23 protein-coding genes are annotated in these 23,462 nt (G+C 37.2%); 20 read left to right on the top strand and 3 right to left on the bottom strand.

Features of this window, described 5'->3' with window-relative positions; translation table 11 throughout:
• The first annotated feature begins 64 nt into the window (after positions 1–64).
• Positions 65–781 (top strand): DUF554 domain-containing protein, encoded by a 717-nt coding sequence (locus ACP3VS_RS13355; RefSeq protein WP_012296218.1) that lies wholly within the window; start codon positions 65–67, stop codon positions 779–781.
• Here ACP3VS_RS13355 and yyaC read toward each other — a convergent pair.
• Positions 698–1,330: a spore protease YyaC gene (gene yyaC, locus ACP3VS_RS13350; RefSeq protein ID WP_031415838.1), complete on the bottom strand. Its 633-nt coding sequence runs from the start codon at positions 1,328–1,330 to the stop codon at positions 698–700. The two genes, ACP3VS_RS13355 and yyaC, sit on opposite strands and share 84 nt — an antisense overlap.
• Positions 1,331–1,421: 91 nt before the next feature.
• On the opposite strand from yyaC, the gene ACP3VS_RS13345 reads away from it, so the two are divergent.
• The 4 genes from ACP3VS_RS13345 to ACP3VS_RS13330 all read left to right on the top strand — a co-directional run bounded on the left by ACP3VS_RS13345 (position 1,422) and on the right by ACP3VS_RS13330 (position 4,816).
• Positions 1,422–2,294: a mechanosensitive ion channel family protein gene (locus tag ACP3VS_RS13345; protein WP_426388918.1), complete on the top strand. Its 873-nt coding sequence runs from the start codon at positions 1,422–1,424 to the stop codon at positions 2,292–2,294.
• Between the two features lies 1 nt (position 2,295).
• Positions 2,296–2,496, top strand: coding sequence for a DUF951 domain-containing protein (locus ACP3VS_RS13340; RefSeq protein ID WP_012296216.1), 201 nt, complete (start codon positions 2,296–2,298; stop codon positions 2,494–2,496).
• Positions 2,497–2,592: 96 nt separating this feature from the next.
• Complete coding sequence (gene ychF / locus ACP3VS_RS13335) at positions 2,593–3,693, top strand: redox-regulated ATPase YchF (RefSeq protein WP_012296215.1); 1,101 nt, start codon at positions 2,593–2,595, stop codon at positions 3,691–3,693.
• A gap of 82 nt (positions 3,694–3,775) precedes the next feature.
• Positions 3,776–4,816 carry an acyl-CoA dehydrogenase gene (locus ACP3VS_RS13330; protein ID WP_426388916.1) on the top strand — a complete coding sequence of 347 codons (1,041 nt, stop codon included), beginning with the start codon at positions 3,776–3,778 and terminating at the stop codon, positions 4,814–4,816.
• Between the two features lie 63 nt (positions 4,817–4,879).
• On the opposite strand, the gene ACP3VS_RS13325 is transcribed toward ACP3VS_RS13330, so the two are convergent.
• Positions 4,880–5,446, bottom strand: coding sequence for a DUF3267 domain-containing protein (locus tag ACP3VS_RS13325; RefSeq protein WP_012296213.1), 567 nt, complete (start codon positions 5,444–5,446; stop codon positions 4,880–4,882).
• A gap of 178 nt (positions 5,447–5,624) precedes the next feature.
• Between ACP3VS_RS13325 and rpsF the strand changes: the two genes are divergently transcribed.
• From rpsF to ACP3VS_RS13285, 8 genes are all read left to right on the top strand, one after another.
• Entirely contained in the window at positions 5,625–5,912 is a 288-nt protein-coding gene (rpsF, locus tag ACP3VS_RS13320) for a 30S ribosomal protein S6 (RefSeq protein ID WP_031415833.1), read from the top strand.
• A 47-nt stretch (positions 5,913–5,959) separates the two neighbouring features.
• Complete coding sequence (ssb, locus tag ACP3VS_RS13315) at positions 5,960–6,529, top strand: single-stranded DNA-binding protein (protein ID WP_008177953.1); 570 nt, start codon at positions 5,960–5,962, stop codon at positions 6,527–6,529.
• Between the two features lie 41 nt (positions 6,530–6,570).
• On the top strand, positions 6,571–6,807 hold the full coding sequence (gene rpsR / locus ACP3VS_RS13310; RefSeq protein ID WP_012296211.1) for a 30S ribosomal protein S18: 237 nt from the start codon (positions 6,571–6,573) through the stop codon (positions 6,805–6,807).
• Between the two features lie 225 nt (positions 6,808–7,032).
• Positions 7,033–7,974 carry a YybS family protein gene (locus tag ACP3VS_RS13305; protein ID WP_031415831.1) on the top strand — a complete coding sequence of 314 codons (942 nt, stop codon included), beginning with the start codon at positions 7,033–7,035 and terminating at the stop codon, positions 7,972–7,974.
• Positions 7,975–7,987: 13 nt separating this feature from the next.
• A complete protein-coding gene (locus tag ACP3VS_RS13300) occupies positions 7,988–9,958 on the top strand; it encodes a DHH family phosphoesterase (RefSeq protein ID WP_036162492.1) in 1,971 nt (656 codons plus the stop codon).
• Positions 9,958–10,404: a 50S ribosomal protein L9 gene (gene rplI, locus ACP3VS_RS13295; RefSeq protein WP_012296208.1), complete on the top strand. Its 447-nt coding sequence runs from the start codon at positions 9,958–9,960 to the stop codon at positions 10,402–10,404. Before ACP3VS_RS13300 ends, rplI begins: the two co-directional genes overlap by 1 nt.
• A gap of 13 nt (positions 10,405–10,417) precedes the next feature.
• Positions 10,418–11,779: a replicative DNA helicase gene (gene dnaB, locus ACP3VS_RS13290; RefSeq protein ID WP_012296207.1), complete on the top strand. Its 1,362-nt coding sequence runs from the start codon at positions 10,418–10,420 to the stop codon at positions 11,777–11,779.
• Between the two features lie 236 nt (positions 11,780–12,015).
• Positions 12,016–13,305: an adenylosuccinate synthase gene (locus tag ACP3VS_RS13285; protein ID WP_012296206.1), complete on the top strand. Its 1,290-nt coding sequence runs from the start codon at positions 12,016–12,018 to the stop codon at positions 13,303–13,305.
• A gap of 49 nt (positions 13,306–13,354) precedes the next feature.
• Here ACP3VS_RS13285 and ACP3VS_RS13280 read toward each other — a convergent pair whose 3' ends face one another.
• On the bottom strand, positions 13,355–14,218 hold the full coding sequence (locus ACP3VS_RS13280; protein WP_051800251.1) for a YitT family protein: 864 nt from the start codon (positions 14,216–14,218) through the stop codon (positions 13,355–13,357).
• A gap of 398 nt (positions 14,219–14,616) precedes the next feature.
• On the opposite strand from ACP3VS_RS13280, the gene ACP3VS_RS13275 reads away from it, so the two are divergent.
• The 7 genes from ACP3VS_RS13275 (at position 14,617) to ACP3VS_RS13245 (ending at position 23,260) form a co-directional block, all read left to right on the top strand.
• The gene (locus ACP3VS_RS13275) at positions 14,617–16,080 is read left to right on the top strand and encodes a peptidoglycan DD-metalloendopeptidase family protein (protein ID WP_036162490.1); all 1,464 of its coding nucleotides are present in this window, start codon (positions 14,617–14,619) and stop codon (positions 16,078–16,080) included.
• Between the two features lie 213 nt (positions 16,081–16,293).
• Positions 16,294–17,007 carry a response regulator YycF gene (yycF, locus tag ACP3VS_RS13270; RefSeq protein ID WP_031415820.1) on the top strand — a complete coding sequence of 238 codons (714 nt, stop codon included), beginning with the start codon at positions 16,294–16,296 and terminating at the stop codon, positions 17,005–17,007.
• A 5-nt stretch (positions 17,008–17,012) separates the two neighbouring features.
• A complete protein-coding gene (gene walK / locus ACP3VS_RS13265; RefSeq protein ID WP_036162489.1) occupies positions 17,013–18,878 on the top strand; it encodes a cell wall metabolism sensor histidine kinase WalK in 1,866 nt (621 codons plus the stop codon).
• A complete protein-coding gene (locus ACP3VS_RS13260) occupies positions 18,875–20,200 on the top strand; it encodes a YycH family regulatory protein (protein WP_031415815.1) in 1,326 nt (441 codons plus the stop codon). The genes walK and ACP3VS_RS13260 overlap by 4 nt, the downstream gene beginning before the upstream one ends.
• The gene (locus tag ACP3VS_RS13255; protein ID WP_012296200.1) at positions 20,187–21,008 is read left to right on the top strand and encodes a two-component system regulatory protein YycI; all 822 of its coding nucleotides are present in this window, start codon (positions 20,187–20,189) and stop codon (positions 21,006–21,008) included. Before ACP3VS_RS13260 ends, ACP3VS_RS13255 begins: the two co-directional genes overlap by 14 nt.
• Entirely contained in the window at positions 21,008–21,796 is a 789-nt protein-coding gene (locus ACP3VS_RS13250) for an MBL fold metallo-hydrolase (RefSeq protein ID WP_031415812.1), read from the top strand. The genes ACP3VS_RS13255 and ACP3VS_RS13250 overlap by 1 nt, the downstream gene beginning before the upstream one ends.
• A gap of 165 nt (positions 21,797–21,961) precedes the next feature.
• Entirely contained in the window at positions 21,962–23,260 is a 1,299-nt protein-coding gene (locus tag ACP3VS_RS13245) for a S1C family serine protease (RefSeq protein ID WP_036163673.1), read from the top strand.
• Positions 23,261–23,462 lie beyond the last annotated feature (202 nt).

Raw genomic sequence — 23,462 nt, 5'->3', positions numbered from 1 at the left:
AATTTAATCAGAGCGCCAAGCAAACAGGCGCTCTCTATTTTTTAGAGAGAAGGAAGGCAAAAGGGTGGTAATACTAGGGGCATTAATTAATGCTGTGCTCATTATAGCAGGTGCATTAGTGGGGCGGATTTTTAAAAATATTCCTGAATCTATGAAGTCTACTGTCCTATCCATAATTGGTTTAGCAGTCGCATTATTAGGGATAAAAATGGGATTTGAAAGTGATAATTTTATTATCTTAATCGTAAGTTTAGTGGTGGGTACTGTAGTAGGTGAGTGGTTAGATTTAGATAAGCAAATGAATCGCCTTGGCAAATGGGTAGAGTCTTTATTTCGCACAAAACGAAATGACCAAAATCAAATTAGCATAGCAGAAGGGTTTGTCACAGCTTCATTAATATTTGTTGTTGGCTCAATGGCTGTTATTGGTGCACTTGATAGCGGCCTTCGTAACGATCATAATGTATTGATTACAAAAGGATTAATAGATGGATTTACATCCATTATTCTAGCATCCACATTAGGCATAGGTGTATTGCTATCGGCAATACCTGTTTTTATTTATCAAGGATTAATTGCTATTTTTGCAGGGGTCATTAGTTCTTTTATACCTGATGCTGCGCTGCAAATGTATATTACCGAAATGACAGCCGTTGGCGGCGTTATGATAATGGCAATAGGGTTAAATATAGCTGGTTTAACTAAGATCAAGGCTGCTAACTTGCTGCCAGGTATCGTCGTTGTTGGTATTATGGTTGCTTTCTTCTACATTTTTCAATGAATAACGGTGGGCAGCCAGTAATAGCGCTCTTGAAAGCTTCTCAGCCATAGCATAAGAAATATGAAGTCTTGTATTTTGTAAAACAAGCATTTCCATAAAACCTCCAATATTGACGATTCCTTTAATGGAAATGTCACCGATTGGGGGTAATTCTTTTTTTACAGCCTTGCCAGGAAAAATAGGACCGCTTTGAACGGAAATATGACCGACATTGTGCTCACTACCAAGACAGGCGTCAATCGCAATAATGAATGGTTTTGTAGTATGATTGTGTAGCTGTTGCATAGTTGAATTTAGATTTAGAGCATGTAGAGGATCTTCTAAAGAACCTACAATTTCGTAGGGGAAGCTAACAGACTTATTTAAGAAACTACCCGTTAACGGTCCAAGTGTATCACCTGTACATCGGTCGCTGCCAATGCAGCAAAAAATTAATCGTTCATGATGAAACGGTATATGTTCTAAAAATAATGTACTTAATTGCCAAACAGCATTTTTACTTTCGTGATGAAGGGAATAAGGTAGTAACAAATTTGGTATAGTATTCATAAAAAAACTCACTTTCTTTTTATTTTTAGAAGTGCTCAATTTTTATGCAGTATACGCAAATTTTTAGCAAGTTATTCAAGAGGTGGAAACGATGGAATGGAATAAGAAATTAATGGATAGATACTGGGAAAAGCTTACATCTGACAAGCTTTGGGAAGATGTGATTGATACTTCTATTGAGATCGTGCTGATTTTACTAGTATCATGGATAGCTGTAAGAATGGGTAAAAAATTGATTAAAAAATTGTTTTTAATCCGTATGCGTTCTCCATTAAATCATTCAGAGCGACGTCAACGTACGATTTCGAGATTATTACAAAGTGTAATTTCTTATATTGTTTATTTCTCTGCAATCATTGGCATTCTATCTTCTTTAAATATAAAGGTAGCGGGTCTTTTAGCAGGTGCAGGGATTGTCGGTTTAGCCGTCGGTTTTGGTGCCCAAAGTTTAGTGAAGGATGTTATCACGGGCTTCTTTATTATTTTTGAGGATCAATTTGGTGTAGGAGATTATATAAAAATTAATGGAGCAGAAGGTACGGTTGTAGAAATTGGCTTACGTACTACGAAAATTAATGGGGGGACGGGAGAGCAATTTATCATTCCTAATGGTGCAATTGGTGAGGTCGTCAATTACTCTGTTAACAACTCCAAAATTTTTATAGATTTACAAATGACCGCTGATGCTGACTTTGAAAAAGCTGAAACAGTTATTAATCACTATTTAGAATCTTTACCAGAAAAACATAAAGAATTAATAGCAGCACCAGTGTTTTTAGGTGTACAAAATGTTAAAGGTACAGAGGTAACGATCCGTATTGCTGCTGAAACATTACCGCAGCAACAATATGGAGTTGCTCGTAGTATACGCCGAGATGTGACAAAACTTTTTGAAGAACATCGTATTCCAATGGCTTATCCAAAAATGATGTTCTATGACAAAGGTGAGGGGAGAAGTGAGTAAGGTGGAAGCAAAGAAATATGGTTTAAATGATATTGTTGAAATGAAAAAGCAACATCCTTGTGGTACGAACAAATGGAAGATTATTCGTATGGGTGCTGATGTTCGAATTAAGTGTGAAGGTTGTCAACATAGCGTAATGATCCCACGTAGAGAATTTGAGAAAAAAATGAAAAAGGTTTTACTTTCTGCTAATGAGGCCTAACTTCAGGCATATTAGACTTTTTGTAAGTGAATCAATATAATAGAAAAGGTTATAAGAGAGAAAATTGAACTGATTATAGAAAGGTTGTGTCCATTCATGGCATTAACAGCTGGAATCGTTGGTTTACCTAACGTTGGAAAATCAACATTATTTAACGCAATTACAAAAGCGGGCGCATTGGCTGCAAACTACCCATTCGCCACGATTGATCCGAACGTCGGTATCGTTGAAGTCCCAGACGCACGTTTAGATAAATTAACAGAATTAGTTGTACCTAAAAAAACAGTACCAACAGCATTTGAATTCACAGATATCGCAGGAATTGTAAAAGGTGCTTCCAAAGGTGAAGGTCTAGGTAATAAATTCTTAGCTCATATCCGTGAAGTAGATGCAATTTGCCAAGTTGTACGTTGTTTTGTAGATGAAAATATTACACACGTATCGGGTGCGGTGGATCCAATCGATGATATCGAGGTTATTAACCTAGAGCTAGCACTAGCTGATTTAGAATCGGTAGATAAACGAATCCAACGTGTTAGTAAAATGGCAAAACAAAAAGACAAAGAGGCCATGATTGAAGAGCCAGTACTCTTAAAAATTAAAGAGCAGTTAGAGAACGGTAAGCCAGCGCGTGCAGCTGAGCTTTCAGATGATGAACTGAAAGTAATAAAAGGTCTTCATTTGTTAACAATTAAACCAATGCTGTATGTTGCAAACGTTTCAGAAGATGAAGTGGCCGATGCTGACAATAATGAATATGTCCAAAAGGTACGTGAATATGCATCAGCTGAAGGTGCGCAAGTCATTACAATTTGTGCGAAAATTGAGGAAGAAATCTCAGAGCTAGACGATGAGGAAAAGGCTATGTTCTTAGAAGAATTAGGAATTAAAGAGTCTGGTTTAGATCAGCTAATCCGTACTTCTTATGACTTATTAGGCTTAGCTACGTATTTCACTGCGGGTGTACAAGAGGTTCGTGCATGGACGTTCCGTAAAGGTATGAAGGCACCGCAATGTGCAGGGATTATCCATACAGACTTTGAACGTGGCTTTATTCGTGCTGAAACTGTTGCTTATGATGATCTATTAGAGGCAGGTTCTCAAGCAGCGGCAAAAGAAGCAGGTAAGGTACGTCTTGAAGGTAAAGAGTATGAAGTTCAAGATGGCGATATTATGTTATTCCGCTTTAATGTATAAGACGAACAGAGGGCAATCTTAATGATTGCCTTTTTTCAATCATTATTTTATCTGAATTTTTAGAGTATGGGAGTGACGTCAAATGAACATAACCGAAATAAAAGAACGTGGCCTAGAGTTTGAGCAGCTAGGAAGATTACCCCAGGACATCTTAGAATTTATTTATGAACAAAAATTGTTCAAATTGTTCACTGCTAATGAACTAGGAGGTAAAAATCTAGATTTAGTAGAAGGAATAGAAGTATTTCAACAAATAGCTGCCCTCGATGGTAATGTTGGTTGGCTTGTTACAATCGGGACTGGAGGCAATGCATTTATTCCTGCATTTAGCCAAGAAATGTGCGAAAGAATCTTTTCCCCAAAAGAAGCTGTTATCGCAGGTAGTGGCTATCCAACGGGAATTGCTATAAAGGTAGAAGGAGGTTATGTGGTAACAGGGCAATGGAAATACTGTAGTGGTTCAGACTATGCTACAACCTTTACCATGAATTGTTTGATAGAGCAAAATGGCATGAAAACAGAAAATATCATTAGTTGCTCCTTAGACCGTCAAGATGTAGAAGTTTTACATGATTGGCGCGCAATGGGCTTGAAGGCAACGGCAAGTCATACAATTCGCGTGAACAATGTATGGATACCTCAGGAAGCTACTTTCCAAATAGGTACGATTAGAAATAACTACGGGAATTCCGTACATACCTTTCCATTTACAACCTTTGCCGAGGCTTCTTTTTTAAGCGTTTGTCTAGGAATAACTGAAAATTTATTAGAAGAAGCATTTATTTTAATAAAGCAACGAAATCATGCTGCTAATCGAACTGAGCGTATGGGAGCTTTACAGTTTTTATTCATGCAACAGCAAAAGCATTTTAAACAATGTGAGCAGCAGTTCTATACAACCTTGTCAGGATATTGGCAAAAGCATCAACAAGATCAATCATTGACAGAGGAAGAACTAATGCAATTTACACAAATGAGTAAAGAAATTGCGGCTGCTTGTATAGAGATTGCAAATAAACTAATACGTAACCTTGGCATGGATGCTATCACAGAAACCTCTCGATTAAATCGAATTTGGAGGAATTTGTATACAGCCGCACAGCATGGATTTTTAACTCCTTAAGAGGAATGACTAGACTCAGACATTATGGCTAACGACAGAGTTTAGTTTTCGTATGTATGTATTTTACCTTGGTGAACGGTCCTTCTCTGTATAAACATAAAGCTTTGGTAATTCAGGGTCATCTTGTACTAAGGCATTATTGGGATATTTCTGTAACTCCTTATACATGGCAAAATCTCCTACTGCACCTGCCATTAAAAAAGCTCCTACCAGTATTAAAATGGTACTATTAAAATAAAATCCTGCAATAGTAGGGAGAACGCCAGTCATCCAAAATGGCAGCAACAATGCCCGTTTCATTGCGTGGTTGTAAAGCGGCTTTGTAGTAGTTGCATAGGCAACACCTAGCTCTAAGTTTATGCCATATTTTAAAGACTCCAAAGGTACTTTACCAAAAAGCATAAAACCAATTAAATGAAAAGCCTCATGCAACATTATGAAAATGATATACAGAATAACAAACAGTACTGTTCCACCAACGATAGGCCAAAAAGAAAAGTGAAAATCTTTAAAGCAAATATATTGAATGGCTGTAAATAATATGACAAGACCACTTGTAATCACAATATTGTCGATCATTAATTTTTTTATATCTAATTCAATAACAATAGGTTCTTTATTTGGTAGCACAAAAGTTCTCCTTTCACGAATGAATCATGTTAGGTTCATTATATAAAATGAATTGTTAGTTTGCGACTTGAAAGAAAAGTACCTATATGTTACAATTCATTGATGTGAGTAATAATTTATTACTTGCTCCTTGCTCCCTTAATATAGGAGAGCCTAGTCCATAAGGAGGTGTAAACAGATGAGAAAATACGAATTAATGTACATCGTACGTCCGAACATTGAAGACGAAGCGAAGAAAGCTTTAGTTGAACGTTTCAACGAAGTTTTAACTTCTAACGGTGCAGAAGTCATCGAATCTAAAGAGTGGGGCAAACGCCGCTTAGCTTATGAAATTCAAGACTTCCGCGAAGGTTACTACCAAATCGTAAAAGTAAACGCTACTTCAGATGCAATCAACGAGTATACACGTCTAGCTAACATCAGCGAAGACATCATTCGTCACATTGCAGTTCGCCAAGAAGCTTAATATTGAATGATTTTTTAACAAAACGCTGAAAAGGAGGTTGCATTCTGATGATAAACCGTGTCGTATTAGTTGGAAGACTAACAAAAGATCCTGAGCTACGTTATACACCAAATGGAATTGCGTCTACAAGATTTACAGTTGCTGTGAATCGTGCATTCTCAAATCAACAAGGTGAACGTGAAGCTGATTTCATTAACTGTGTTGCATGGCGAAAACAGGCTGAAAACCTAGCGAACTTCATGCGAAAAGGAAGTTTAATTGGGGTAGAAGGTCGTATCCAAACAGGCAGTTATGAAGGACAAGACGGTAAGCGAGTATATACAACAGACGTTGTGGCGGATAGCGTACAGTTTTTAGAACCACGTAATGGTAGCGGTGCTCCTGCTCCTCAATACGGTGGTGGACAAACTTACGGTAATAACCAACCGTCCTATGGCGGTGGTCAACCACAGCAGCAGTTTGGTGGCGCTATGCCAGGACAGGGTTCCTATGGCGGCGATGCTTATCAGCAAAATCAACCACCTATGAATCAGCCAAACTATACACGTGTAGATGAGGACCCATTTGCTAATAGCAAGGGACCGATAGAAGTATCTGAGGATGATCTTCCATTCTAATGCTTCAAGAATATTAAAAAAAGATAAGGAGGAGACACACTATGGCACCACGTCGCGGAGGCCGCAAACGCCGTAAAGTTTGCTACTTCACTGCTAATAACATTACGCATATCGACTATAAAGATGTAGATTTATTAAAAAAATTCATCTCTGAGCGCGGTAAAATTTTACCACGTCGCGTAACTGGCACTAGCGCTAAGTACCAACGTAAATTAACTTCAGCTATCAAAGTATCTCGTATCATGGGATTACTTCCATTCGTAGCAGAAGATAAATAAGATTGATGACGTTAAGGTAATGGACCTTACATCAATTTTGAAAACCAGCATATTACGATATTCGTATCGGATATGCTGGTTTTTTTTATCGAAAAATGAAGTAGAAGATTATTAGATAAAATTCTTAATAAAGCATATAGTGAGCTAAGCGTTTTTTGTTCAATACTATGAAAAAATGGTACAATAAAGGGTAGTAAGTTTGACTGAAAAAAAGGAAGGTTTTCAATGCCGAATAATCAAACAAAAGCGCTTGTCCAAGGCTCGATGATGGTTGCACTTTTTACAATATTAATGCTGATTTCCGCATATGTACCATTCGTTTTTATAGTAGCTTTAATATTCGCTCCACTACCGGTTGCTTGGTATAGTGCAAATTACAAACGTTCCTCATCGATACTATTAGCAATAGTAGGCTGTTTTTTAACAAGTATAGCGACTGGAATGTCGATGTTACCATTTGCCTTTGTTTTAGGGTTACTGGGTGTCGTGATGGGTAACGCTATTTATCAGAAGAAGAGTAAGCTGTATTTATTTATGGCAACGGGGATTGCTAATCTAATCTCGATGGCACTTGTTTATGTTGCCTATGTGAAATTTGCAGGGATTGATTTCATTAGCATGAGTTTAGAGATGACTCGCAAAAATTATGAGCAATCAAATGAATTTGCGAAAAACGTAACAGGGCAAGTAGCGATAAAGCCCGAACAGCTCGAGGCTATGTTTAAAACGATCGAGCTGACAATGCCTGCAACAATAACAATGTTAGCATTTTTTGCTGCATTTATTATCATAGCGCTAAATTTACCAGCTTTAAAACGACTTGGTGTCGATGTTCCAAAATTTGCGCCATTTCAGAATATGCGCTTACCACGCTCTATTTTATGGTATTACATGATCGTTTTATGCATTAATTTATTCATGCGTCCAGAGGCTGGTTCAACACTAGATATTATCGTATTGAATGTTTCTTATATTTTATGGGTGCTGCTCATTCTACAAGGGATATCATTTATCCATTATTTCATTTCTAGAAAAGGGATGCCAAATGGTGTTAAATGGGTTGCTACCATATTAGCTATTCCATTATCATCCTTCATGATCTTACTAGGTATCGTTGATTTAGGTTTTGACGTACGTTCACTTGTAAAGGGGAAGACTAAAGAATAAGGGGCTGATTGTAATGGGAACTTTTAGAAAACGACCAATTCGCTATCCGCTTTTTGTTCTTTCCATTTTTGGAATTGTGACGTTCGTACTTCTATGTATTTGGAATATCGGGATAGGTCTAGGTTATGGAATAGGTTTTGCTTTACTGATGGTCTACACATGGAAGGTGGAAAAGATTGCTTTTGAAGAAACTGAAAAGCATATAGAATCCATTTCATTCCGCATGAAAAAAGTAGGGGAAGAAGCATTGCTTGAAATGCCAATTGGAATACTGTTGGTAAACGAGCAATATGAAATAGAATGGTCGAATCCATATATGCAAGGTATCTTAAATATGGAATCATTAGTAGGAGAGGGAATTGTTAATATTTCTGATGATATCTACGTACTAATGAAGACTGAAGAAACAAATGAGGCTACAATTACATTACGTGATCGTAAATATCGTGTTTATTATAAAAAAGAGGAACGATTACTATACTTCTTTGATATTACTGAGCAGATTGCTATTGAGAAGCAATACTTTGCAGATCGTACAGTTATCGCTATTTTATTTGTTGATAATTATGATGAAATCACACAAGCCATGGATGACCAGCCGCGTAGTTTAACGAATACGATGGTTACTTCAATCGTCAATGAGTGGGCTGCTGAGCATGGTGTATTTGTAAAACGAATATCATCAGATCGTTTTTTAGCCGTATTAAACGAATCAATTTTAACAGAGCTTGAAAAGAAAAAATTTGCTATTTTAGATGTTATCCGAGAAAAAACAGCGCAAAAGAATTTATCTTTAACATTAAGTATTGGTGTAGGAGCGGGTTCGTCCTCCCTAGTGGAGCTTGGTGAATTGGCACAATCAAGTCTGGATCTTGTATTAGGCCGTGGTGGTGACCAAGTCGCAATTAAGCAACCTACTGGAAAGCTTAAATTCTATGGTGGGAAAACCAATCCGGTTGAAAAGCGCACACGTGTTAGAGCGCGCGTCATCTCACATGCATTACGTGATTTAATTCAAGATAGTGATCAAGTGTTTGTTATGGGACATAAAAGTCCTGATATGGACTCTATTGGTGCGTCTGTCGGTGTTCGGAAAATGGCACAAATGAATGATGTAAAGGGCTATGTCATTATAAATTTTGATGAATTAAATGGTAGTGTTACACGTTTAATGAATGAAATAGAGAGTAAATCAGATTTCTATGAAAACTTCTTAACACCAGAGGAAGCTGCTGGGAAAATGACTGAAAAATCTTTGCTTGTTATTGTGGATACACATAAACCTAATTTAGTTATTGATGCACACTTATTAAAGCTAGCTGAAAAGGTTGTTGTCATCGACCATCATCGTCGAAGTGAGGATTTTATTGAAAATCCAACACTTGTTTATATGGAACCGTATGCCTCATCTACAGCTGAGCTTGTCACTGAGTTATTAGAATATCAGCCCAAGCGTGCAAAGATTAATATGCTAGAGGCTACTGCCCTACTAGCAGGTATTATTGTCGACACGAAGAGCTTTACACTTCGAACGGGAGCACGTACGTTTGAAGCAGCTTCGTATCTACGAACGAATGGAGCAGATACAGTATTAGTGCAACGTCTTTTAAAAGAAGATGTAGACACTTATATTGAACGATCCAAAATAGTGCAAACAGTTAAATTCGTTAAACCAGGAATTGCTGTGGCTGTAGGTGAGGAATCGAAAGTGTATGATTCTGTCTTAATTGCACAAACAGCAGATATTTTACTAACTATGAAGGATGTTGGTGCATCGTTTGTGATTGCACATCGGGCAGATGGAAAAATAGGAATTAGTGCCCGATCACTAGGCGAAGTCAATGTACAGCTTATTATGGAAAGACTTGGCGGTGGTGGCCATTTAACAAACGCCGCCTGCCAAATAGAAGCCAAAACCATTGATAACGTGAAAACACAATTAGAAGAGGCCATAGAAGAGGTCTTTGAAGGGAGTTCTGACTAATGAAAGTAGTATTTTTAAAAGACGTTAAAGGAAAAGGAAAAAAAGGTGAGATTAAAAACGTAGCAGATGGTTACGCACAAAATTTCTTAATTAAAAATGGTTATGCAGCAGAGGCAAACGCTCAAGCTCTAAGTCAATTAGATGGTCAGAAAAAATTAGAGGCAAAAAATGCGGCTGCCGAACTAGCAGAAGCACAAGCGTTAAAGGAAAAATTAGAAACATTAACAGTTGAGCTAAAAGCAAAGTCTGGTGAAGGTGGCCGTCTATTTGGTTCAGTGTCTACAAAGCAAATTGCAGATGCCTTACAAAAAGTGCATGGCATTAAAATTGATAAACGTAAAATGACTTTGAATGACGGGATTCGTGCACTGGGCTTTACAAATGTTCCTGTAAAACTACATCATGAAGTAACTGCTACATTAAAAGTACATGTAACGGAAGAATAAGGAGCGACGATCCATGAACGAACCGATGATGGACCGCGTTCCACCGCATAACCGGGAGGCGGAGCAATCGGTTATCGGTGCTATTTTCCTTGAGCCACAATCTTTAATCACGGCATCGGAAATTTTATTGGCAGATGATTTTTATTTAAATGCCCATAAGAAAATTTTTGAAACAATGCTGCGGTTAAGTGATCAAGGGAAAGCAATAGATGTTGTAACAGTTACGGAAGAATTATCAGCTAAAAAAGAGATTGAAGACGTTGGCGGGCTATCCTATTTACTAGAGCTCGCCAATGCTGTCCCTACAGCTGCCAATGTCGCTCACTATGCCAAAATCGTTGAGGAAAAGGCACTGTTACGTCGATTGATTCGTGTTGCTACTAAAATTGTTGAAGATGGCTACACACGAGAAGACGAAGTAGAGGCATTACTAGGCGAAGCAGAGAAAAAAATGATGGAGGTTGCTAATCGGAAGAATGCTGGGGACTTTAAGCATGTGAAAGACGTGCTAGTGGAAACTTTCGATAACATAGAGCAGCTTCAATCGCAAAAGGGAGATGTAACGGGTATACCGACAGGCTTCCGTGATTTAGATAACATTACTGCTGGCTTCCAACGCAACGATTTAATTATTGTAGCTGCCCGCCCATCCGTAGGGAAAACTGCCTTTGCATTGAATGTTGCGCAAAGCGTTGCCGTACAGGCAAGAGAAAATGTTGCCATCTTCTCTTTAGAGATGGGTGCAGAGCAGCTTGTCATGCGTATGCTTTGTGCAGAAGGAAATATTGATGCACAAGTTTTACGTACAGGTGCTTTAACTACGGAAGATTGGGGTAAACTAACTATGGCAATGGGTAGTTTATCGAATTCGGGGATTTTTATTGATGATACACCAGGTGTTCGCATTAATGAAATTCGTGCAAAATGTCGACGTTTAGCACAAGAAAATGGGCTTGGAATGATCCTTATTGATTATTTACAGCTTATTCAAGGTAGCGGGAAACCAGGGGAAAACCGTCAGCAAGAGGTATCGGAGATTTCACGATCGTTAAAAGGACTAGCACGTGAATTAAAGGTACCTGTTATTGCCCTATCACAGCTATCTCGTGGAGTTGAGCAACGACAAGATAAACGTCCGATGATGAGTGACTTACGTGAATCGGGAAGTATTGAGCAAGATGCAGATATTGTAGCCTTTTTATACCGTGATGACTATTACGATAAAGAGTCTGAAAGTAAAAATATGATCGAAATTATTATTGCAAAGCAACGTAACGGTCCAACGGGGACAGTTACACTTGCCTTTAAAAAAGAGTTCAATAAATTCATTAATGTGGATTGGTCACAAATGCCACCGCCGCCGCCACGTGATTAGTCATGTTGCTCGTCATTCAGATAAATTGCCTTTTCAAATTAACCTTAGACTGAATTAATCTGAATGTTCGATAATATTCATACCATTCTGTTATTAAACACGAACGTTAAATCAGATTTTTTGATTTTATGTTCGTGTTTTTTCACTGTTTTTTATTGACGAGGTGTTTCTATCATTGTTACAATGGTTGAGGCTTAAAAATTGAGATACACAGGTATCTAACGGAGGTGCTGATTATGACATCAGTAGTAGTTGTAGGAACACAGTGGGGAGACGAAGGAAAAGGTAAAATTACAGATTTCCTTTCGCAAAAAGCCGATGCAATCGCTCGTTTTGCAGGTGGAGATAATGCAGGACATACTATTAAAATTGATGGTGAAACATATAAACTTCATTTAATTCCATCAGGTATCTTCTATAAAGAAAAAACTTCAGTTATTGGTAATGGATTAGTTGTCAATCCAAAATCATTAGTAACAGAACTAAAAGGCTTACAAGAGCGTGGCATAAATACAGATAATTTACGTATTTCTAATCGTGCGCATGTGATTTTGCCTTATCATATCAAGCAAGATATTGCGGATGAAGAAAGCCGCGGTGATAATAAGATCGGAACAACTTGTAAAGGAATCGGACCATGTTATCAAGATAAAGTAGCTCGTATTGGTATCCGTATGGCTGATTTACTTGATAAGGATATTTTTGAAGAAAAACTACGTCATAATTTAGCCATTAAAAATAAATTGTTCGAGAAATTCTATGAAGTTGAAGGTCTTACTTTTGAAGAAATTTTTGAGGAATACTATGGCTATGGCCAAGAAATTGCAAAATATGTGACAGATACATCTAAAATTTTGAATGATGTACTTGATGAGGGCGGTAAAGTATTATTCGAAGGCGCTCAAGGGATTTTACTTGATGTCGATCAAGGTACGTATCCCTATGTTACATCTTCAAATCCTGTAGCAGGTGGTGTAGCGATTGGTGCTGGTGTTGGTCCTTCACGTGTAACAAGTGTTATTGGGGTATCTAAAGCTTATACATCTCGTGTAGGTGATGGTCCATTCCCTACTGAATTATTTGATGAAGTAGGTCAGCAAATTCGTGAAGTTGGTCGAGAATATGGTACAACAACAGGCCGTCCACGCCGTGTAGGTTGGTTCGATACTGTAGTTGTTCGTCACTCACGCCGCGTAAGTGGTATTACACATCTGGCACTTAACTCAATTGATGTTTTATCTGGTTTAGAGACAGTAAAAATCTGTACTGCCTATAACTATAAAGGTGAAACGATTACAGAGTACCCAGCAAACCTTCATATTATTGAACAATGTGAACCAATTTATGAAGAGCTTCCAGGCTGGTCTGAGGATGTAACAGCATGCCGTACTTTAGAAGAGCTACCTGAAAATGCAAGACGCTATGTAGAGCGTGTTAGCGAATTAACAGGTATTCAAATCGCTACTTTCTCAGTTGGACCTGCTCGTGAGCAAACAAACGTTTTAGTAGATGTTTGGGAAGCATAATTAAATAAAAACAATAAAAAGGGCGTGCCGTATATGGTACGCCCTTTTCTTAGTGAATATCCTTCTTTTTAAAGCGACCACCTTTTACCTCTGCAATATTACCAATGGCTAAAAATGCATTGTCATCAATATCCGCAACAATTGTTTTCAGTTTGGATTCTTCTAAACGAGTAATGACAGTAAAGATGACCTTTTTATCATTTCCTGTATAAGCCCCTTCACCGTGAAGAAACGTCACACCACGGCCAAGTCGATCCATGATGGTTTGTCCAATTTCATCAATAGCATCACTTATGATATAAACTGATTTAGATTCTTCCAAACCTTGAATGACAATATCAATCATTTTATAAGCAATATAGTAAGCAATGATGGAGTACATGGCTTGTTCCCAGTTAAATACAAATCCAGCCACTGCAAAAATAATGATGTTGAAGAACATTATTATTTCCCCAACTGAAAAAGGAGTCTTACTATTAAATAAAATAGCCAATATTTCAGTTCCATCTAAAGAACCGCCATAACGGATGACAATACCGACACCAACTCCTAAAATCATTCCACCAAAAACTGTAGCCAATAATGTGTCTTCCGTAAATGGATGTAGGTTATGTAAGGCAAGTGTTGCTGTAGAGAGTACTGTAATACCTAGACCTGTAGACAGTGCAAAGGTTTTACCAATTTGTTTATAGCCTAAAAAAATAAAAGGTAAGTTTAAAATGAAGATGAAAATACCAAGGGGTAAATGTAATAAATGAGATGTAATAATGGAAACACCTACAATGCCTCCATCCATAATATGGTTGGGTACTAAAAATAACTCTAAGCCCAAAGCCATAATGATTGCACCTAACGATACCATAATAATTCTTAGCAATGTTTTACGCATGTTACTTTTCTGATGCCGCAACATTTTAGTTGCCATATCAGAGGTCTGTGAATCACTCAATTTAATCGCTCCAATCCATAATGTGCCTTCTTTTATATTTTATCGGAATATTAAAAAAGTAAAAAGTATTATGCCTAAATTCACTTGAAAATAACAAAAGAATACTATACCAATGGCAAAGTATATGGTTATTCATAAAACAAATAACATTGTTCAACACCCATTTAATGAATAAAAATACAGTATTTATCAACTATATAAAATATTTTCTATGTAACAATTAGTAGATAAATAATACATTTACATTACAAAAGAGTGAAATCATTCAAACGCTTTTTTCTTTATGGTACATTATAAGGGTGCAAAAAATCCTTGTGGGTAAATCATCCTACCACAGGGGAAAGTTGGAAGGGGCTTTATTGATGAATTCGTTTTGGAATAAAAAAGAAGAAAACAATAGATTCACCTACAATTTTTCTTCTTTCAAAAAGGTTTCGATTATAGCAGTTTTAATGACGAGCCTAACGATAAATATGGGTTTTGCTAAAGAACATACGAAAGAAAATTTAAATAAAATATACCACGTCTATGTGGGAGAAGACTATATTGGTGCAGTATCTAACGAGAATGCTATTCAAGAAATTATTACATCAAAAGAAAAAGAAGCGAGTCAGCAATTCAAAGAATTATCAATTGATGCTCGCTCATCTGTCAAAATAATCCCGGAACAAGTTTTTACGAATGAAACAAAAGATGCAGAAACATTATCAAAACTTAAGCAATCATTAGTAGCAAAATCCGATGCTTTTACATTACTAGTAAATCATAAGCCAGTCGTATCATTAAAAAATACAGAGGCCTATGAAAAAACAGTTCAATTGTTGAAGCTACAATATATTTCTCAGCAAGAGTTAGATAAATTAACGAAAAACCAGCAATCTACCATTAATTTGCCAGAATTACAAGCAGGTGAATCACGACTTTTAGATATTTCGTTTAAACAGGAAGTTTCAGGGATATCACAAAAAGTTACACCGACTCAAATCTTAACACCTGAGCAAGCTGTAAACTATTTAATGACCGGCTTCCTTGAACAAGATAGCTATAAAATTCAATCAGGCGATGTATTAGGTTCTGTTGCCAAAAAGCATAATCTAACGACAAGTGAGCTTCTAGCTTTAAACCCAGATGTAACAGTTGAAACTGTTTTACAAGTTGGGCAGGAATTAAATGTAACGGTGGCTAAGCCATTTGTAAATCTTGAGGTTAAAAAGAAAAAGAAAGTAGCAGATGTAATTCCATTCAAAAAAGTAGTGGAAGAAGATCCTACCATGTATAAAGGTGAAAAGGTCGTCAAGCAAGAAGGCGCTAACGGTAAAAAAGAAACAACATACGCTTTAACATCTGAAAATGGTAAACAAACATCAAAAGTAGCATTAGAAGAAACTATTGTCCAAGAGCCAGTGGATCAAATTGAAGTAGTAGGGACAAAGGTAATCTCTTCACGTGGAACAGGAGAATTTTCATGGCCAGCAGTAGGAGGCTATATCTCAAGTGGTATGGGTGAACGTTGGGGCGCCTTCCACCGTGGAATCGATATCGCTCGTCCAAGTAACTATAATATTTTGGCTGCTGATAATGGTGTAGTTAGTGCAGCTGGTACGTCTGGTACCTATGGTAATCGCATTGTTATTAATCACAATAATGGCTATACAACACTATATGGACATCTATCTTCTATTAATGTTGAAGTGGGACAAGTAGTGGAAAAGGGCTCTGTTATTGGTATTATGGGTTCTACTGGAAATTCGACAGGCACACATTTACACTTTGAAGTTGAAAAGAACGGTTCATTAGTTAACCCGTTATCATATGTAGGTCGATAAACATTTTGAATAGTAGACAGTCCAAATAGTGGGCTGTCTTTTCTATTATTTCCCGAGAAATATTTGTTGAAATATAGCCCATTATGTCAAAGTATTTAAAGTGATTGATGAACGATTAATGCAAGGAAACTGAAAGCATGATAGAGTTAAGAGTAGTGAACTTACAATTACAAAATGTTTAAGAATAGATAAAAAACGAAAGGGAGAAAATGAATGAACAAAACAATTTTAGTTGTTGATGATGAAAAACCAATCGCAGATATTCTGCAATTTAATTTAATAAAAGAAGGATATAAAGTGATTTGTGCTTATGATGGGGATGAGGCACTAAAGAGGGTTGAGGAGGAACAACCAGATTTAATGCTCCTAGATATAATGCTGCCAAAGCGTGATGGTATGGAAGTGTGTAGAGAGGTACGAAAAAAATATGACTTCCCTATTATTATGCTGACGGCTAAAGGCTCTGAGATTGATAAAGTTTTAGGCTTAGAAATGGGTGCAGATGATTATGTTACTAAGCCATTTAGTACACGAGAGCTTATTGCTCGTGTAAAGGCCAATATGCGACGTTTACAGGTTGCTGCACCTGTAGCAGAAGAGGCAGAAGAGGAATCAAACGAAATTGTTGTAGGATCCCTTGTTATTCAACCAGATGCTTATTTAGTAATGAAGCGTGATGAGGCCATTGAGCTTACACATCGGGAATTTGAGCTGCTACATTATTTAGGCAAACATATTGGCCAAGTAATGACCCGTGAGCATTTATTACAAACGGTATGGGGCTATGACTATTTTGGTGATGTTCGTACTGTTGACGTAACAATTCGTCGTTTACGTGAAAAAATTGAGGATAATCCTAGTCACCCTGCTTGGATTGTCACAAGACGTGGTGTAGGTTATTACTTACGAAATCCTGAACAGGAGTAATAGGAATGCAGAAAGTGAGCTTCTTTAAATCCATTCATGTCAAACTCGTGCTAATTTATATTTTATTAATATTGCTTGCTTTACAAATTATCGGTATTTATTTCGCCCGTCAGTTAGAACAAAATTTGAAGAGCAACTTCCAAGATTCTATTTTTCAGCGAGTTGACTTGATGCAATATAGTCTTCGTGAGGAAATTTTAAAGGAACGCGATGAAAGCATGCCTAAACTAGAGGAAAGCTTGAAATCAATCGTTATGGAGTTTTCAACTGGTTTAAGAGATGTTTCTAATGGTGATATTTTAGAAATTCGTGTCATTGATGATAGACAAAGGATACTGGCAACATCTGAGCTTGAGAATCAAAATTTAATAGGACAACGCTCTAACACAGACCTTGTGCGTCGTGCTATATCTGCTGAAACGCTCTTTGATATCATTAAACTTGATAACAAAACGAGGAATCGAGTATGGGTATTAGCAAACCCAATTCGAGCTGGTGCAGGGCCAGATGATGAAATTATTGGTGTTCTATATATTGAAGCGAATATTGAGTCCGTTTTTGAACAAATGAATGAAATTAACCGTATTTTCCTTGGCGGTACAGCTATGTCGTTAGTCTTTACCATCTTTTTAGGTATTCTCGTTGCGCGAACAATTACACAACCAATTGCTGATATGCGAAAGCAGGCTCAAGCGATGGCAAAGGGCAACTATTCTCGCAAGGTAAGAGTATATGGTACGGATGAAATAGGTCAGCTTGCCGTTACCTTTAATCATTTAACGAATCGTTTGCAAGAGGCACAATCCACTACTGATGCAGAGCGGCGAAAGTTAGACTCAGTCCTTAGTAATATGACGGATGGCGTTATTGCGACAGATCGCAAGGGACGTATTATTTTAATTAATGACCCGGCGCTGCAGTTACTGCATATTTCAAGAGATATTACATTAGGTCGTCCCATTGCCTCGGTATTGGGGATTGATCAGGAATATAGCTTTGAAGATTTAATTCATATGAGCGATGCTATCAATTTAAATTTTAGTACGTCAGATGCTCCTTATATATTACGTGCCAATTTCTCGGTTATTCAAAAAGAGACAGGCTTTATTAATGGTCTTATAACTGTACTACACGATATAACAGAGCAGGAAAAGATAGAAATGGATCGTCGAGAGTTTGTATCGAATGTATCACATGAATTAAGAACACCATTAACAACAATGCGTAGCTATCTCGAGGCACTAGCAGATGGTGCATGGAAGGATGAAAATATTGCGCCTACCTTTTTAAATGTAACGCAAACTGAAACAGAACGTATGATTCGACTAGTCAATGATTTATTGCAATTATCACGAATGGATAGTTCAGATTATGAGTTAAATAAAGATATTGTCTTATTCAATTCATTCTTTAACCGAATTATCGATCGTTTTGAAATGTCCAAGTCTGATAAAGTACAGTTTGCACGATTATTCCCTGAAACCTCCTTTTATGTAGAAATTGATACGGATAAGGTGACACAGGTCATTGATAATATCATTTCAAATGCCATCAAATATTCACCAGACGGTGGGAATATACGCTTTGGGTTCACTGGACAAGGCGATATGTTGAAAGTCATGATTTCAGATGATGGCATGGGGATTCCTAAAGAAAATGTAGGCCGCATTTTTGATCGCTTCTACCGTGTTGATCGTGCCCGTGCTCGTTCCATGGGAGGAACAGGCTTGGGACTTGCTATTGCGCGGGAAATGATTGAAGCACATGGCGGGAAGATTTGGGCTGAGAGTGAGGAAGGGCAAGGCACGACAATTTTCTTCACATTACCATACGATGCAGATGAATTTGGTGAGGCGGGTGAGTGGGAATGAAATATATAGAGCCAGTTAAATCTGCTGTTTTATTTCTACTTGTCATGCTAAGTGTGATTCTAACCTTTTTAATTTGGACGTACACACCGGATTATAAATATATTGAAAATACAGAGCGAAAGGAAATTTTAATTAAGCCGCAAAAGGAAATGGAGGATATTATTCGTCCATACAAGGCTATTTTCCGTTTTGATGAAGAATTTACAGGCACAGTATCTAACAATGCGATGAAGAATTTGATGAAAACATTTAAAGGCTGGAACGTCCTAGATTTAGAGCCTGTTAACAACAATCTTTCACCAAACTATGTGAATCAAATTATTGGAGCAGATCATCGAATGACCATCTTCTTCACTGGTGAGGTTCCATTTTCAGCATTTAACACAATTTTTCAGTTTGCTGAAAAAGAGTTACCAGAAACAACCTTCAATCGTATGATTATTGACTGGAGTAATTCGAACACCAAAGAGTTAATGGTTTATTACATTAGTGGGAATAACCAATCATTATTCCGCTCACATGTCAGCGTGCCAAACATGAGCCAATTTATACAAGAAGTCATAGAGCCTGCAAAAAAATATGGCGCTTTTAAAGAAATTGAGCGAGAAAATCAAACAGCCCTTTATGTAGATAGCAATAAAATGGAATCTGTAAAATTTACGTACTATATTGAAGAAATCACACCAGAATTATTTAAAAATGTGTTATTTACAGATCCAAATATAGTGCGACGTAATGTTGAAAGTGCATCTTCTGAAAAATATACAGATGGTATGTCATTAATGACATTAGATACAAATCTAAAGTCATTAAACTATGTTTATCCAGCTGCAGAAAGCAGTATTAGAATTGAGCCTTCAAAACTTCTAAAAGATAGCTTTGAATTTATTAACGAGCATGGAGGATTTACTGCAGATTTCCGCTATGCTTCAACTAGCACCAATAAAAATCAAATGGATTATCAATTATATTTGCAGGGATTACCGGTCTATAGTAATCATGTCATTACCCGAATGACGACAATTTGGGGAGATAGCCGGATTTTCCATTATAAACGTCCATATTTCTCATTAGATATGGATATTGAGGCTGAAAAGGAAATCAAGGAATTACCTTCGGGTGCAGATATTGCTGAAAGATTAAAAAATGCGAATAATATTGCCTTAGCAGATATTGATGAAATTGTTTTGGGCTATTATTTAACACAAAATCAAGAACTAAATATATTTACATTTGAACCATGTTGGTTTGTCATTCGTAATGGATCTTGGATTAAACTAACCCCTGAAGTTTTAGGAGGTGTTAAAAATGGATTGGAATAGAACAAAATCTATTTTTATATTCGTTTTTTTAATTCTAAACATCTTCTTATATTCACTTTATGTAAATCGCTATAATGAGGCGAAAGATATTGAGGTTCCAGGTGAAAAAACAATAGAAGCTCGTTTAAAGGATGATAATATTACGTACGGCACATTACCAAATAATATTGAATCTGCTTCGTATATGACAGCTCAAGTGCATAAATTCACAACAGATGAATTTAGTAATAGCAATCAACAAATAAAATTTAGGGACAATAATACAAAGGCACGTGCTATTTTCATCAAGCCTGTTAAATTACGTAATGTGAGTGATGATGCAAGCTTTACGGATTTTGCTCTTGCAAACGTAAATGAAGGAGCATCCTATGCTTTGTGGAAAGTAGACCGTGAAGAACGAGTCGCTGTTTTTTTCCAAAAGACGAATAATCGAATGTTCTATTATAATGGTTCATTGAAAATTAAATGGAATACCAACAATGAAGTAACAATGTATGAACAAACAATGATTGATAATATTGAAGAAATGGAACAACAGGAAACTGTCATTCCTCCACTTCAAATTATTCAAACTTTATATGCAAAAGGACCGCTCAAGCCAGATTCACGTATTACGCAAATGAAGTTAGGTTACTCAACACTTGTTAAATTAACTCGTACACAGGTATTAGTGCCAACATGGGAGATACGAGTGAAATTATCGGATGGAGAAACAGAAGAGTATTTTGTCAATGCAGTCGAAGGCAAAGTCATTGAAATCCAGGAGGACAAGCAAGAGGGCGAAGAAGAAGACTGGGGAGTTGAATAATGCGATTTAGTGTTTTAGCAAGTGGCAGTACAGGGAATTCGATTTATGTAGAGAATGATGATTACGCTTTTATCGTCGATGCGGGCCTTAGTGGCAAAAAGATGGAGCAGCTATTTACAAAGATCGATCGTAATGTGAAGCAGCTTAGTGGTATTTTCGTTACACACGAGCATAGTGATCATATTAAAGGGATAGGCGTACTGGCACGAAAATATAGTGTACCGATTTATGCAAACGCCAAAACATGGCAGGCAATGGACGGACTAATTGGTGAAGTTCCTGTAGAGCAACGCTTTGAATTTGATATGGATACAGTGAAGCATTTTGGCTCTTTAGCGGTTGAATCCTTTGCTGTTTCACATGATGCAGCAGATCCAATGTTCTACACGTTCCATGAGGATAATCGCAAGCTTGTTATTATCACGGATACAGGGTATGTTAGTGATCGTATGAAAGGTATTATACGCGGAGCTGACTCGTTTGTTTTTGAAAGTAATCATGATGTTAATATGCTTCAAATGGGACGTTATCCTTGGTCCATTAAACGTCGTATTTTAAGCGATGTAGGACATGTATCCAATGAAGATGCAGCGATTGCAATGAGTGAGGTTGTATTTGATAAGACTACGAATATCTATCTTTCGCATTTAAGTAAGGATAATAATATGAAAGAACTAGCACGCATGAGTGTCTCACAAACCTTACAGTCCTGTGGCATTATGGTTGGCGAGCATGTTCATCTCTTTGATACCGATGCAGAGGAGCCAACAAAATTGGTTACGGTTTAACGACTATTTATTTAGGTAAGACTTAAAGCTGTTCGACACATTTGAAGTAATGTGTCGAGCAGCTATTTTTATGTCCATTTTATTTGTTTTTCATCTGATTTTAATGTTTGAATCGTAAGATTAGGGTAACAATTAACAAAAGCAGTATAGGAAAGGATGAGGAACATGAGTTACTTTCAAGATGATGATAAAAACAGTGATTTCCTAAAAAATGAAGAAATCCCGAAATCACCTCTTCAAGAAAGATTAGAGCGCGAGGAGCAAGAAATGCAAGCCAAGCGTCATAAAAAGAAAGGTGGAGGCGGAGGAAAAGGTGGTTATTTCTTTAGTGGCTTGGTCGGTGTCATTATTGGTGCCTTACTTGTATGGCTGATGATGCCGGGTCTGGTCAACCAAATGCCTGGTACAACATCGAGTAATACAGGGAAAAATGATACAACCATAAACCAAGTTGCCACAGAGGTGACGACAGATGTTACAAAAGCCGTTGATAAAGCCTCTCCGGCCGTAGTGGGTATTACTAATATCCAAGAAGTAACAAGTGGAGGATTTTGGAGCCCTCAATCGACAACAACAAAAGAAGCGGGAAGCGGTTCCGGTGTAGTTTATAAAATTGAAGGTAATAAAGCCTTTATTGTAACAAATAATCACGTAATTGAAGGAGCTAAACAATTAGAGGTCACAATGCCTGATGGAACAAAAGAGCAGGCAGAATTAGTGGGCCACGATGTTTGGACAGATCTTGCTGTCATTTCAATTAGCTCAAAGAATGTAAAAACAGTAGCGACATTTGGTAACTCCGATGTGTTAAAGCAAGGGGAAACTGTTATAGCAATTGGTAATCCACTTGGCTTAGACTTCTATGGCTCTGTGACAACAGGCGTTGTTTCAGGTAAGGATCGTTCTGTACCAGTAGACTTAAACGGTGATGGCACAGAAGACTGGCAACAAGAAGTATTACAAACAGATGCAGCCATTAATCCAGGGAATAGTGGAGGAGCACTTGTCAATTTAGCTGGGGAGTTAATAGGAATTAACTCCATGAAGATTGCACAATCCTCTGTAGAAGGTCTAGGTTTCTCTATTCCAATTAATTCAGCCATTCCAATTATTGAGGAGCTAGAGAAAAATGGTGAAATGAAACGTCCAACTATGGGAATTTCATTAGCTGACTTAACAGATGTCCCAGCCTTCTATCAACAACAAACATTAAAATTACCTGCTGAGGTAACAACAGGTGTTGTAATCACAGATGTAATGAATAACTCTGCAGCTTCAAAAGCAGGTGTCCAACAATATGATGTGATTGTGGAAATGGATGGTCAAAAAATTGAAACAGCTATTGATTTGCGTAAACACCTATATAATGAGAAAAAAATTGGTGATCAATTAACATTAAAAGTTTACCGACAAGGTAAATTAGTAGAACTATCACTTACATTAACAAACGGTAATTCATTGTAAAAAAGATGAATAGCAGTGGGGATTGAAAAATAATCTCCACTGCTTTTTTGTGGAGATAAAGAAGTATTTTAATAAAATATTGTGGATAACTAGAAAATTGCGAATACTGATTTTATACAATAAACAGTGAGAAAAAGGGGCTTCTTCCATAGATGCTATTCCTTTGATACAATAGATTGTGGATAACATAGACCGAAATGTG

The organism is Lysinibacillus sp. VIII_CA (genome assembly GCF_049943995.1).
Lineage (GTDB): Bacteria > Bacillota > Bacilli > Bacillales_A > Planococcaceae > Lysinibacillus > Lysinibacillus pinottii.
This window is presented reverse-complemented; position numbering and strand designations above follow the sequence as displayed.